Genomic DNA, 12,304 nt, shown 5'->3' on the forward strand with positions numbered 1-12,304 from the left:
AAGGGTTCGGCGGTGACCGCTTGAAAGGATTCAGTAGGGGCCGTCTGGCAGTTGCCTGAGAAGATGGCGGCGTGCCCGAGACCACCCGTGCCCTGCTGACCGCGCAGGCAGCCGCCTGGCAGCGGATCCTGGACCACCCGTTCGTCTCCCGGACCTCCGCCGGTTCGTTGCCCAAGGCCACCTTCGATCGCTGGATCGCGGAGGACTACTTCTTCGTCCGCTCGTTCCAGCGCTACCTCGAAGCGCTGTCCGAGGTCGCGCCCGACGACGAGGCCAGGAAAGTGCTCGCGGGCGGTTTGGCCGCGTTGGTGCCGGAGCTCGCACTGTTCGAGCAGGCGGCCACGGAGCGTGGTGTCGACCTCACCGTCGAGCCTTCGCTGCTCAACCTGGGCTACTCGTCGTACCTGTTCACCTCGGTCGACGAGGGCTGGCCAGTCGGCATCACGGTCCTCTACGCCGTCGAGAAGGCGTACTACGACGCGTGGGCCTCCGTGCGCGACACGACCGGCCCGGAGACGCAGTACGCCGGTTTCATCGCGAACTGGTCGTCGCCGGAGTTCGCGGCGTACGTCGACCAGCTGGCCGGGCTGGTCGACCGGGAACCGCTGACGCCGGCAATGACGCTGGCCTTCGACCGGGTGGTCCGCTTCGAACTCGCCTTCTGGGACCTGGTGCACGCGTGAAGACGCCGGTCCTGGTCATCGGCATCGCCTTGCTCGCCATCGCCGGCGGCGCCGCCGGGTACTACGGTGGCGAGCTGGCCGAGCCCGGTCCGACGCCGTACGGCGTGGCGGCCGGTCCGCTGGCAGGTACCAAGGTCGCCCCGTCCACCCCGTCCACCCCGTCCACCCCGCTGTCGCGCAAGACGCCCAAGCCGAGCAAGGTGCCGCCGCTGCTGCCCGGTGACCTGGAGTTCAAGACCCGCAACTTCAGCGTCGAGAGCACGACCGGCGAGCAGGTCCGGCTCTCGATCCGGACGCCGGCCAGCTGGAAGCTGATCGACAATCCGAAGGCACCCACCGAGGTCAAGTTCGTCGGCGCGCAGGGCGAACGCGCGATCCGGGTGGAGTCGGGGTTCCCGCCGGACAAGTCGGTGATGCAGTCGCGCGAGGAGATCGTCACGGGCCTCGCGGAGAGCCAGCCGTACGAGAACGACGTGCAGATCAAGTCCCCGGACGTGAAGGTGAGCCAGGTCGAGGGAGACGACGGCCGGCTGCGGACGGTCTCCACGCTGGTCTACACCTACATCCCCGACGAGGTGGTCCGGTACGTGATCGTCCGCTGGGTGGCGACCGGTGACGACGACAAGGCGACCGTCGAGATGAGCATCGCCGGATTACCCCAGGACGTGAAGGCGTTGAACGAGATACTGGACCAGGCGACCAGATCGGTGAAGTTCCGGGACTGACCCGAACCGAAGCACGGTTTACGGTGTCCAAAACGTAGCGGGACGGACCGGAAGGAGGGGTGGGCGTGGCCGGCAGGAGACTCGGGCGCGCGCTGCTCGGTTCCGGCCTGCTCGGAGTGACCCTGCTGGGGGGAGCAGGGGGCTACGGGCTGGGGTTGCTGACCACGGGCGAGCAGGCTTCGGCCGGGACCGCGGCGGCACCGCTGGCCGGTTCACCCTCCGCTCCGGCGACCGCCACACCGTCGCCCAAGACGATTCTGCCCGACGACAGCGAACCGCTGCAGGCGAAGGACATCCGGTACAAGGTCCGCAGCTTCACCGTGCGGGGCGCTCTGCAGTCCGCGGTCAGCCTGCGCGTTCCGGGCGACTGGGAGCTCAGCCTTCCCCCGGACACCAAGAAGTACGTGCGCTACAACGAGCCGGCCCACAAGCGCTGGATCCGGATCGAGGCGGGTTTCACCGTCCAGCGGTCGCCCGCGCTGTCGATGGCCGCCAGGATCGACTTGCTGCAGGACCTACCGGCCTCCCAGATGCTGACCATCAGGTCGCACTCCGTCGATCCGAAGACGCAGGACGCGACGCTGCTCTACAGCTACGTACCGGAGCACACCCTCCGGTACGTGATCGTGCGCTGGGTGGCGAACCCCGCTGGGTTGTGCCACTTCGAGATCGCGGTCACCGGGCTTCCGCAGGACAAGGCGGCGCTCGAGGACGTCCTCGACCACGCGGCCGAGTCGGCCACTCGCTCGGACTCGCGGCTCAACTGATCCCGAGCAGTCCGGTGAGCTCCCGCTCGCCGGTGGCAGTCAGGGCGACCGCCCGGGGATAGTTGCGGCGCTCGAGCCAGTCGCGCTCGAGCAGGCTGCTGGTGACCGCAGCGCCCAGACGGCCGGCCAGGTGATGCTTCTGCTCGCTCCAGTCGACACAGCAGCGCAGCAGCCGGCGGGACGACGTACCGGCGCTCAGGTCGATGCCTAGGGCATCGAATACCTCGGGCGCTGCTGGGCCCAGGGCATAGGGGCAGTCGGGGAGTTGCTGGGCCAGGGGGTCTTCCGGGCGTCGCTCGGCCCCGTCACCGTCGTCTGTGCGGATCAGGGCGGTACGGCGTACCAGGGCTTCGAGCAGGGCGACACCGAGGCGGCCGGCCAGGTGGTCGTAGCAGGTGCGCGCTTCCCGGAGGGCGGCGGCACGCGTGCTCTGGCGGAGGGACTTGACCGGCTCCGGCTTCGCGATCCTGGCTACCGCCTCCACTGCGGCCGCTACCTCTGGGCCGGCGAGGCGGTAGTAGCGGTGGCGGCCCGAGCGCTCGACCTCGAGCAGCCCACCGGCGACCAGCTTGCCCAGGTGAGAGCTCACCGTTTGAGGCTTCACACCAGCCTCGGTCGCGAGGAGGGACGCCGGCAGCGCGCGTCCGTCGGCCAGGGCCATCAGGACCTTGGCACGGGCGGGCTCGGCCAGCAGGGCGGCTGCCTGGGCCACGTCGGCGTCTCCGGAGTACTCCATGAAATCCATGGTGGCACCGGCACAGTTCGGGCCGGCTCGAAGTGTTTCGCCGCAAGGCTGGACGCATGGTGCTCGCGTTGCTCTGTGCCGGGATCTTCCTGATCCAACTCGACGTGACGGTGGTCAACGTCGCCCTGCCGTCGCTGCGAGTGGACCTGCACACCAGCCTCGCCGGACAGCAGTTGGTCGTGGACAGCTACATGGTGACGCTGGCCTGTCTCCTGCTGCTCTGCGGTGTCGCAGGCGATCGCATCGGCCACCGGAAGGTGGTCCTGGCCGGGCTGACCGTCTTCGGCCTCGCCTCGCTGGGCTGCGGTCTCGCTCCGTCCATCCACGCCCTGGTCCTGGCCCGCGCAATCCAGGGCATCGGCGCCGCCCTCCTACTCCCCGGCACACTGGCCCTCATCACCAGCCTGTACTCCGATGCTGCCGCGCGTACGCGGGCCATGGGTCTGTGGGCGGGCGCTGGGGCCTTGGCTCTACCGTCTGGGCCGCTACTGGGTGGTGCTCTGGTCAGTGCCTTCAGCTGGCGAGCAGTGTTCCTCGTCAACCTTCCGGTGATCGCGGTGGCGCTTCCTGTCGGCTACCGGCTGATCCCGGCGACCAGGCCCGCCGTGGGTGGACTACGGCGGCCTCCGCTTACCCAGGCGTTCGTGGGGAGCAACCTGGTGGCAGGGCTGATGAATCTGGTCGGGCTGGGGACTGTGCTCGTGGTGACGCTCTACCTGCAGGAGCGGCTGGGCCACAGCGCGCTGCGGGCTGGACTGGAGCTGGTGCCGCTGTTCGTTCCGCTTGCGGTGCTCGGGCCCGTGTCAGGACGGGTGACGGCGCGGTACGGGCCACGGCTCCCGATGAGCGCCGGGCTGCTCCTGGGCGCCGCCGGGTCAGCCTGTCTGCTGTTGGTGGCTCCGGACAGTGGGTATGCGGCCGTAGTACCGGCTGAGCTCGGGATCGGGCTGGGCATGGGGCTGCTGACGGCTGCTGTGGTCAGCGCCGCTGTCGGGTCGCTGCCGTCGCAGTACGCGGGGCTGGCCAGCGGGGTGAACAACACAGCACGGCAGGCCGTCGGAGCGGTGGGCATCGCTCTCTACGGCGCTGTGGTGGGCGGCCATGCGACTGGGGACGCGTTCGTCCGTGGGCTGCACGAGCTCGCCTGGATCGGTGCCGCGCTGTGGTTGTTCGCGCTGGCCGTCACCTGGCTGACGATCGGTCAGCGCGGCCAGATGGTGCGGAAGATGACCGAGCGCAGCCGGTAGAACCGGCGACGGCTCGCCTGAACCAGTGCGGGGGACGGACGGAGCCGTTCGGCGACAACTCTCACGGTGATCCTTCAGCTGGAGAAGGTGACCGAATTCGCCACCTCTATGGCCTTGTCACTCTCGGATCCAGGCACCTGGACCTGGATCAGCATCGACTCGCCAGCCCCCGTGCTGGCTACTTTCTGCAGCAGCGTAGTGCCATTTCTGCAATTACTCGAAATCTGGGTGTCCTCGCTCGACTGCGGGATCTCCGTGCAGCCGTACTGCTTCGGGTCGGGCATGGCCTTCGCCGGGGGGATGTTGGATCCGAGCAGGCCGACGAAGACGCCGGGGGTGTCGCTGCCGGGCTCGGTCCAGCGGTTGTCCTTGCTGACCCGCAGGGCCGGCTGCTCCGTCGTCGCGCCGGGCGGACGCCAGTTCGTGGTGGCGACCACCGAGGCCCACTCGTGCGGCAGCTTCACGGAGAAGTTGCCCTCGGTGACCTTGGTGAACTGCGTCTCCTGCAGGTACCGCTGCACGCCGAAGCCGCCGCCTGCTCCCAGCACCAACGCCAGCACGGCCGCCAACACCCAGCGCCCACGCCGACGCCGCGGCGGCGCCGCCGGTACTGCGCCCGTGGCCGGTACTGCGCCCGTTGCTGCCGCCGCGCTCCCCGCTGCCTGTCCCCCGCCTGATGCCTGCCCTTCGCCCGATGCCGCTCCCAGTCCCTGGCCCGCAACCTGCCGGGGGCCCGCAGCTTGTCCCGGGCCTCCTGCGTGGCCCGACGCCGCTGCAGCATCGCCGTCCGTTGTCTTGCTCGTCTCCCCCGCTGGCTCCGCCTTGCCGGTCGCATCCGCGGGGACAGTCGTGGTGCCGGTCTTGACCACGGTCGGCGCGTTCGACTCGCTCAGGGCGGTCTTCTCACCGACCTCGGTCTCCTTCGCGGTGGTCGAGGCCGCCGCGAGCGTCAGGGGCGCGGTGAGCGGGACCGGAGTACCGGCGGGTGAGCCGACCAGGAAGCTCTGGGTGGTGGCGTCGAGACCGCCGACCAACTCGCGGGTGAAGGACTCGATGTCGGGCCAGCGCTTCTCGCGGTCCGGGTCGAGTGCGCGGACGATCGCCGCATCGACCCGCTCCGGGATCTCGAAACCCAGCGAACTGGGTGGCGGCGCTGCCTTGACCCGCCCGGCGGCGCCCAGGCCGTCCACCTGATGCGGCGATCGGCCGGTCAACGCTGCGTAGGCGACCGCACCCAGGGAGTACTGGTCGGCGCGCTGGTCGAGCCGCTCCCCCAACGCTTGCTCAGGAGCCACGTACGACGGAGTCCCGCCGGGCATGGTGATTCTCGACACTTCGTCGAGCGACTTGCCCAGACCGAGGTCGGACAGCACGGCCCGCTCGCCGTCGTCGTCGATACTGCGGAACAGCACGTTGGCGGGCTTCACGTCGCGGTGCAGCAGCCCGCGCCGGTGCAGCGCCTGCAGGCCGCGCCCGACCTGGACGATCACGCCGATGGCGGGCTCCAACGACAGCGGGTCCTTCTTCAGCCGGTCCGCGAGCGTGCCGCGGTCGGCGTACGTGAGCACCAGGAACGGCCTACCGTCTTCCAGCTCGCCCACGTCGTGGACCTGGACTACATGCTCGGACTCGACCCGGCGAAGGAACCGCCCCTCCTCGAGGAAGCGGCGCCGGACCGAGTCGTCGTGGGCCCAGTTGTCGGCCAGCACCTTGACCGCGACCTCGGCGTCGAGCTGTTCGTCGTACGCCAGCCACACCGTCGCGAAACCGCCTGAGCCCAGGCGGCGGCGCACGACGTACCGGCCTAGTCTGGTAGGGACCCCCATACAAGGCATTATGGTGCACGCGGAGTCCTACGCCCTGGGGACCGATACAACGAAGGCGCAGATGAGCGACAGCAGCAGTCCGACCGACGACCTGGCCGTCCTGGCCGAGCGTGCCGCCGGTGGTGACAAGAACGCGATGGACGACCTGCTCCGGCTGGTGCATCCCCGCGTCCTGCGGATCTGCCGCAGTGTGCTGCCGTACTCCGCCGACGCCGAGGACGCCGCCCAGGAAGCACTGCTCAACATCGCCACCAAGATCCACACGTACTCCGGCCGGAGCAGCTTCTCAACCTGGGTGCACTCGGTCGCGGCGAACTCGGCCCGGTCGACGTACCGCAAGCTGAAGCGGACCGCGCAGGCGGCGCACAACCCCGAGCAGATGGACAAGCCGGACCCGCGCACCACCAGCGTCATCGCCGGCACCCGCCTGGACCTGCTCGAAGCCCTGGAGACGCTGGAACGCGACCGCCCGCAGATGGTGACGCCACTGGTCCTGCGCGACGTCTACGGCCTCTCGTACGAAGAGATCGCCGCCGAGGTCGGAGCCCCCCTCGGCACCATCAAGTCCCGCATCCACGACGCCCGCGAGGTAGTCCGCCCGCTCCTGCGCCCGAAGGACTGAGACTTTGGGGGCTCCCGCGGGGGCTCGGGGTGTGCTCAGATGGGGGGCATGAAGAAGCTCATCAACGACCCTGCCGATGTTGTGAGTGAAGCGCTGGCCGGGATGGCGGCGGCGCATCCGGATCGCCTGCGGGTGGATCTGGAGAATCGGATCGTCTATCGCAAGGACGCGCCCCGGGCCGGGAAGGTCGGGCTGATCTCCGGCGGTGGGTCCGGGCACGAGCCGTTGCACGGTGGGTTCGTCGGGCTGGGCATGCTCGACGCCGCGTGCGCGGGTGAGGTGTTCACCTCGCCGGTGCCGGACCAGATGATGGCCGCGACCAAGGCCGTCGACGCGGGCGCCGGCGTCCTGCACATCGTGAAGAACTACACCGGCGACGTGATGAACTTCGAGATGGCCGCCGAACTGGCCGCCGCCGACGCCGGGACCGAAGTCCTGTCCGTCGTCACCGACGACGACGTCGCGGTCCAGGACAGCCTCTACACGGCCGGACGCCGGGGTGTCGGCGTGACCGTGCTGCTGGAGAAGATCGTCGGCGCCGCCGCGGAGGAGGGGCGGCCGCTGCAGGAGGTCGCCGACCTGGCCAAGCGGGTGAACGAAAACGGCCGCAGCATGGGGATGGCGCTGACCTCATGCACCGTGCCGGCTGCGGGCAAACCCACCTTCGAGCTGGCCGAGAACGAGATGGAGGTCGGCATCGGCATCCACGGCGAGCCCGGCCGGAAACGGTTGCCGCTGGCATCGGCAAAGGAGATCGCCGCACTGCTGGTCGATCCGGTCCTCGGTGATCTGCCTTACCAGCAAGGCGATTCGGTGATTGCCTTCGTCAACGGGATGGGCGGCACTCCACTGCTCGAGCTGTACCTGATGTACAACGAGGTACAGCAACTGCTGGACCGCGCGGGCATCACGGTCGTCCGCTCACTGGTCGGCAACTACATCACCTCACTCGAGATGGCCGGCTGCTCGGTCACCCTCCTGAAGGCGGACGACGAACTGGTACGCCTCTGGGACGCCCCGGTAAACACCCCCGGCCTACGCTGGGGCGCGTGAGCATGGGAGTGGAGAAGTTCAGCAACTGGTTGCGGGATGCGGCTAGTACGTTTCATGAGAACGCGGCGTATCTGACTGAGCTCGACTCGGCGATCGGGGACGCGGACCATGGCAGCAACATGGATCGTGGGTTCGCGGCCGTTGTGGCGGTGCTGGACGAGACGAGTTTCGAGTCCGTCGACGAGCTGCTGAAAAAAGCCGGGATGACGCTGGTCAGCAAGGTCGGCGGGGCGAGTGGGCCGCTGTACGGGACGTTCTTCCTGCGCTTCGGCACGGCGCTGGCCGGCGCGGAGATCACGCCGGCGACGGTCGGCGAGGCGTTGAAGGCGGGCGTCGGCGGCATCCTCGCGCGTGGCAAGGCCGAGCTCGAGGACAAGACCATGTACGACGCTTGGGCACCGGCTCTCGACGCGTACGACGCTGCTGTCGCGGGCGGGGCCGATCTCGGTGCGGCTCTCGCGGCTGCGGCCGAGGCAGCGGCCAAGGGTCGGGACGCGACGACTCCGCTGGTTGCACGCAAGGGCCGAGCCAGCTATCTCGGTGAGCGCAGCGCGGGCCATCTGGACCCTGGAGCAACCAGCACAACACTGCTGCTGGAGTCGGCCGCACGCACGCTGGCATGATGCCGAGCAGGTCGGCGAGCCGCAGGCCCGATGCGGTGACGGCGTGATCGGGATCGTGGTCGTCTCGCACAGCCGGGCGCTGGCGGAGGCGGCGGTCGGGCTGGCGTCCGAGATGGTTGCCGAGGGCGACCGTCCGGTGATCGCGGTCGCGGCGGGGCTGGACGAAACGACGTTCGGGACGGACGCGGCCGCGGTGGCGGAGGCGGTCGGGGTTGCCGACAGTCCTGATGGCGTGTTGGTGCTGCTCGATCTGGGTAGCGCGGTGCTGAGTGCGGAGATGGCACTGGAGTTCGTCGATCCGGAGCTCGCCGAGCGGGTGAAGTTGTCCAGCGCGCCTTTGGTGGAAGGGCTCGTCGCAGCCGTGGTCACCGCGTCGACGGGAGCCGGCCTGGACGCAGTACTGGCGGAGGCTTCGCGGGGGTTGGCGGGGAAGCAGGATCATCTCGGGGACGCGGTTGTTGCCGGCTCGCCGCTTGAAGTTGCCTCTGACCACTTTCTTGAGATTGCCGTTGGCAACGAGCATGGCTTGCACGCGCGACCGGCGGCGAAGGTGGTCGGGCTGGTGCAACGGTTCGACGCGAAGGTGACACTGACGAATCTCACCACCGGGAAAGGCCCGGTCGAGGCAGGCAGTCTGAGCATGGTGGCCACACTCAATGCTCAGCAGGGGCATCGTTTGCGGGTCGGCGCGAGTGGGCCGGAGGCCGCCGAGGCATTGGCTGCTCTCGGTGCGCTCGCTGATCGCGGGTTCGACGACGTACCGGCGCAGGCGCCTCCGACGACAGCCGTCGGCAAAAGCGGGTCAGGGCTGGATGTGGCGATCGGGCCGGCGATTCTGGCTGACCAAGAGGTTGACCTGAGCAACTACCAGGCCGGAGATGTCGATGTCGAGCGGCAGCGGGCTCATGACGCGCGCGAGGTCGCCGAAGCTCAGTTGACAGCGCTCCGGGACGAGACGGCCAGGACGGTCGGGGCCGCGGAGGCTTCGATTTTCGATGCCCAGCTGGCTTTGCTGGGTGACGTCCTGGTGCTCGACGCCGTCTTCCGGCCCATCACGCAGGGCGAGGACAAGAGTGCGCCGGAAGCTTGGCAGGCGGCGCTGGATGCCGTCGCGGCCAGCTTCGAGGCGTTGGACGATCCCTACCAGCGGGAGCGGGCTCAGGACGTCCGGAGCGTCCGCGATCGCGTACTGCGTGCTCTGGTTGGCGCGAGCGACATGGGTCCGGCCGAAGACGGGCTGCTCGTAGTACGGGAGCTTGATGCGGCTACCGCGGCCGGGATTGATGCCGAGCGGATCGTGGGGGTCGCCGTCCGGGCCGCCGGGACGACCGGGCACGGGGTGATCGTGGCGCGGTCGCGCGGCATCCCGGTGATGACCGGGATCGGCGAAGTGGCCGTGCCCGCGGGGGCGCTGGTGGGCTTCGACGCGCGAGCCGGCAAGTTCGTGGTCGACCCAGCTGACGGCGGTGAAAGCCTCCGTACTGCGTTGCGCGAACGCGCGGCTGAGCGGGAAGCGGCGTTGGCGGAAGCCGAGCAGCCGGCGGTGACCGTGGACGGCCGGACGATCGCAGTACTCGCGAACGTCGGGTCGGTGCAGGATGCGCTGGATGCACGTGGAGCCGATGGGTCCGGGCTGGTGCGGACGGAGGTGCTGTTCGGCGAGCGGCGGGTGGCACCGAGTGTTGAGGAGCAGGTCGAGGCGTTCCGGGCGATCGCGGCGGCGTTCGGTGGGAAGCCGATCACGATTCGGACCTGGGACATCGGGGGCGACAAGCCGCTCGCGTTCCTGCCCCAGGAGCGGGAGGCGAACCCGTTCCTTGGTGAGCGTGGGATCAGGGTGTTCCGGCGCCGGCCGGAGTTGCTGCGGGATCAGTTGACGGCGATCTGCCGGGTGGCGGCGGAGACGCCCGTGCACGTGATGTTCCCGATGGTCACGACGGCCGAGGAAGTCGCGTGGGCGCTGGAAGAGCTGGCGGCGATCGGGCGGCCCGCGGAGCTCAAGGTGGGCATCATGGTCGAGGTACCGGCCGCGGCCTTGCGGATCAGCACGCTCGCCGCGGGGCTCGACTTCGTGAGTATCGGGACCAACGACCTCACGCAGTACACGACGGCCGCTGATCGCGGGAACAGCGCGGTCGCGGGCTTGGCCGATGGGCTCGACCCGGCGGTGCTTCAGCTGATTGATCGCGTGGTGCGCGGAGTACCGGAAGGCCTTGAGGTAGCCGTCTGCGGCGACCTGGCCAGCGACCCCGACGCCGCAGTACTGCTAGCCGGCCTCGGCGTCCACGAGCTGAGCGCCGTAGGCCCGCAAGTCCCAACCGTCAAAGCCCGGCTGCGCCGAACCAACCTCGCAGCCGCCACCGCGCTCGCCACCAAGGCGCTGACGCTCGGGAGCGCCACCGCAGTCCGCAACACCATCGCCTGAGCGCTCCGCGCCCTGCCGGCGCGCAGCGCGGGTTCAGCTGTAGTAGCGGAGTTCTACGAGGTTGAAGCCGTTGGTTTGGGTGGTTTTGGCTGGTAGGTCGTAGGACTCGCCGGGCTGGAGGTAGGTGACGTCTGGGGTGTTCAGGTCGAGGTCGGCGATCAGGGTGGGGTGCTCGCCGGCGATCCAGGTGTAGCTCTCGCCTGGTTCGGGAGTGACGTGCAGGACCTGGACGTCCGGGTCGTCGATGACCACCTTCGCCGGGACCTCGCCGATGCTGGCGAAGCTGCCCTCGCCCATGGCGGCGTTGGTGTAGGGCTCGCCGGAGGCTTCCTCGCCCAGGTCGAGCAGCTCGATCAGGCGGTTCAGGTACGGCGAGTCGCCGTCGTTGGTGAGCATGTGCACCGGGGAGACCGGGCGATAGACCGAGCCGCCGACCGTCTCGCTCAGCTGGCGAGCCGGGCTGCCGTCCAGCCAGTCCATGTGACACGGCGAGGTTGCCAGGCACAGGACGACGTACGGGTTGTGGTGGAGGTGCCAGCCCTGCGCCTCGCCCGGTGCGAGGGAGACCTCCCAGACGCGGACGCGGGAGTTCTCCAGCAGCACGCGGGTGCCGATCTCGCCGAGCACGACCTCGGTGCCGTCGGGTGCCTGGACGGTGGTGCCTGCGGTCATCGTTGGTCTCCGTTCAGATCGACTGCGCGTTCCATTGCGACCGCGCCCAGGACGACGCCGTCGGGCATCGTCAGCTCGGCGGTCTCGACCTCGGTGAAGCCGAAGGACTTGTACAGCGGTACGCCGGGCAGTGTCGCCATCAGCGCGAGCCGGGTGAACCCCTCGGCGCGGGCGGCGTCCACACAGGCATTCAGGATGGCCCGCCCGAGCCCGCGCCGGGTCCAGTCGCCGCGGACGAACATCGCGCGGACCCGAGCCGGTTCGGTGGCCGGGTCGAGCAGCCGCTCGTCGGCACCCGCGACCGACGCGTTGAACAGCTTGTTGCGCCGGCTCCAGCCACCACACGCGACGATCTCGCCGCCGGCCTCGTGCACGTAGTACGTGCCGTCGTCGATCAGGGCCTGGTCCAGTACGGCGATGTGGCGCACTGCGCTCGCGGTCTGCGCCTGGTCGTAGTACGCCGGGAAGAGGCTGAGCACGGAGGACTGCATCAGCTCCGCGACGGCGGGCGCGTCAGTGGGTACGGCAAGACGCAGCAAGGGCTCCACGCAGCCCAGGCTAATTCAGCCGCGCGGCGCGTACATGATCAGCCCCACACCGGCCAGACAGACCAGCGCCCCGGCGAGATCCCACCGATCCGGGCGGAACCCGTCGAGCAGCACTCCCCAGGCGAGCGACCCGGCCACGAACACACCGCCGTACGCCGCCAGGATGCGGCCGAAGTTCGGGTCGGGCTGAAGCGTGGCGACGAACCCATAGGCGCCCAGGGCAACAATCCCGCCCAGCACCCATAGCAACCCCCGCTGCTCCCGGACCCCCTGCCACACCAGCCACGCCCCACCAATCTCAGCCACCGCCGCCACCCCGAACAACCCCATCGAACGCACCACGGTCATACCAGCAGGCTAAGCGCCCA

Annotated in this window: 13 protein-coding genes and 1 pseudogene; 9 read left to right on the plus strand and 5 right to left on the minus strand. The window is 69.4% G+C overall.

The genetic code is table 11. The annotated features are described in order from the left end of the window. Nucleotides 1-71 precede the first annotated feature (71 nt). The 3 genes from AB0F51_RS15110 (at nucleotide 72) to AB0F51_RS15120 (ending at nucleotide 2,175) form a co-directional block, all read left to right on the plus strand. The gene (locus tag AB0F51_RS15110; protein ID WP_360279601.1) at nucleotides 72-683 is read left to right on the plus strand and encodes a transcriptional regulator; all 612 of its coding nucleotides are present in this window, start codon (nucleotides 72-74) and stop codon (nucleotides 681-683) included. Continuing rightward, entirely contained in the window at nucleotides 680-1,408 is a 729-nt protein-coding gene (locus AB0F51_RS15115) for a hypothetical protein (RefSeq protein WP_360279604.1), read from the plus strand. Before AB0F51_RS15110 ends, AB0F51_RS15115 begins: the two co-directional genes overlap by 4 nt. A 65-nt stretch (nucleotides 1,409-1,473) precedes the next feature. Continuing rightward, a complete protein-coding gene (locus AB0F51_RS15120; RefSeq protein WP_360279607.1) occupies nucleotides 1,474-2,175 on the plus strand; it encodes a hypothetical protein in 702 nt (233 codons plus the stop codon). On the opposite strand, the gene AB0F51_RS15125 is transcribed toward AB0F51_RS15120, so the two are convergent. After that, nucleotides 2,168-2,911, minus strand: coding sequence for a winged helix-turn-helix domain-containing protein (locus tag AB0F51_RS15125; protein WP_360279610.1), 744 nt, complete (start codon nucleotides 2,909-2,911; stop codon nucleotides 2,168-2,170). The genes AB0F51_RS15120 and AB0F51_RS15125 overlap by 8 nt on opposite strands. 65 nt (nucleotides 2,912-2,976) lie before the next feature. Here AB0F51_RS15125 and AB0F51_RS15130 point away from each other — a divergent pair, with 65 nt between their 5' ends. Beyond that, a complete protein-coding gene (locus tag AB0F51_RS15130; RefSeq protein ID WP_360279613.1) occupies nucleotides 2,977-4,167 on the plus strand; it encodes an MFS transporter in 1,191 nt (396 codons plus the stop codon). A gap of 74 nt (nucleotides 4,168-4,241) precedes the next feature. Here AB0F51_RS15130 and AB0F51_RS15135 read toward each other — a convergent pair whose 3' ends face one another. Next, nucleotides 4,242-5,993 (minus strand): serine/threonine-protein kinase, encoded by a 1,752-nt coding sequence (locus AB0F51_RS15135; protein ID WP_360279617.1) that lies wholly within the window; start codon nucleotides 5,991-5,993, stop codon nucleotides 4,242-4,244. 61 nt (nucleotides 5,994-6,054) lie between these two features. On the opposite strand from AB0F51_RS15135, the gene AB0F51_RS15140 reads away from it, so the two are divergent. The 5 genes and pseudogenes from AB0F51_RS15140 to ptsP all read left to right on the plus strand — a co-directional run bounded on the left by AB0F51_RS15140 (nucleotide 6,055) and on the right by ptsP (nucleotide 10,716). Then, the gene (locus tag AB0F51_RS15140) at nucleotides 6,055-6,615 is read left to right on the plus strand and encodes a sigma-70 family RNA polymerase sigma factor (RefSeq protein ID WP_360279620.1); all 561 of its coding nucleotides are present in this window, start codon (nucleotides 6,055-6,057) and stop codon (nucleotides 6,613-6,615) included. Between the two features lie 48 nt (nucleotides 6,616-6,663). After that, nucleotides 6,664-7,668 (plus strand): dihydroxyacetone kinase subunit DhaK, encoded by a 1,005-nt coding sequence (dhaK, locus tag AB0F51_RS15145; RefSeq protein ID WP_360279623.1) that lies wholly within the window; start codon nucleotides 6,664-6,666, stop codon nucleotides 7,666-7,668. A gap of 2 nt (nucleotides 7,669-7,670) precedes the next feature. Beyond that, nucleotides 7,671-8,291 carry a dihydroxyacetone kinase subunit DhaL gene (gene dhaL / locus AB0F51_RS15150; RefSeq protein ID WP_360279742.1) on the plus strand — a complete coding sequence of 207 codons (621 nt, stop codon included), beginning with the start codon at nucleotides 7,671-7,673 and terminating at the stop codon, nucleotides 8,289-8,291. A 43-nt stretch (nucleotides 8,292-8,334) separates the two neighbouring features. After that, nucleotides 8,335-8,715 (plus strand): annotated as a pseudogene (gene dhaM, locus AB0F51_RS15155) (dihydroxyacetone kinase phosphoryl donor subunit DhaM); the annotation flags it as partial. Next, the gene (ptsP, locus tag AB0F51_RS15160) at nucleotides 8,713-10,716 is read left to right on the plus strand and encodes a phosphoenolpyruvate--protein phosphotransferase (RefSeq protein WP_360279745.1); all 2,004 of its coding nucleotides are present in this window, start codon (nucleotides 8,713-8,715) and stop codon (nucleotides 10,714-10,716) included. The pseudogene dhaM and the gene ptsP, both read left to right, overlap by 3 nt. A 33-nt stretch (nucleotides 10,717-10,749) precedes the next feature. On the opposite strand, the gene AB0F51_RS15165 is transcribed toward ptsP, so the two are convergent. From AB0F51_RS15165 to AB0F51_RS15175, 3 genes are read right to left on the minus strand one after another with little or no spacing between them, the layout of a single operon-like run. Next, a complete protein-coding gene (locus tag AB0F51_RS15165; RefSeq protein WP_360279626.1) occupies nucleotides 10,750-11,388 on the minus strand; it encodes a hypothetical protein in 639 nt (212 codons plus the stop codon). Then, entirely contained in the window at nucleotides 11,385-11,936 is a 552-nt protein-coding gene (locus AB0F51_RS15170) for a GNAT family N-acetyltransferase (protein ID WP_360279629.1), read from the minus strand. Before AB0F51_RS15170 ends, AB0F51_RS15165 begins: the two co-directional genes overlap by 4 nt. 15 nt (nucleotides 11,937-11,951) lie before the next feature. Continuing rightward, complete coding sequence (locus tag AB0F51_RS15175; RefSeq protein ID WP_360279631.1) at nucleotides 11,952-12,284, minus strand: YnfA family protein; 333 nt, start codon at nucleotides 12,282-12,284, stop codon at nucleotides 11,952-11,954. Between the last annotated feature and the right edge of the window lie 20 nt (nucleotides 12,285-12,304).

The organism is Kribbella sp. NPDC023855 (assembly GCF_040639475.1).
In the GTDB taxonomy this organism is placed as follows: domain Bacteria; phylum Actinomycetota; class Actinomycetes; order Propionibacteriales; family Kribbellaceae; genus Kribbella.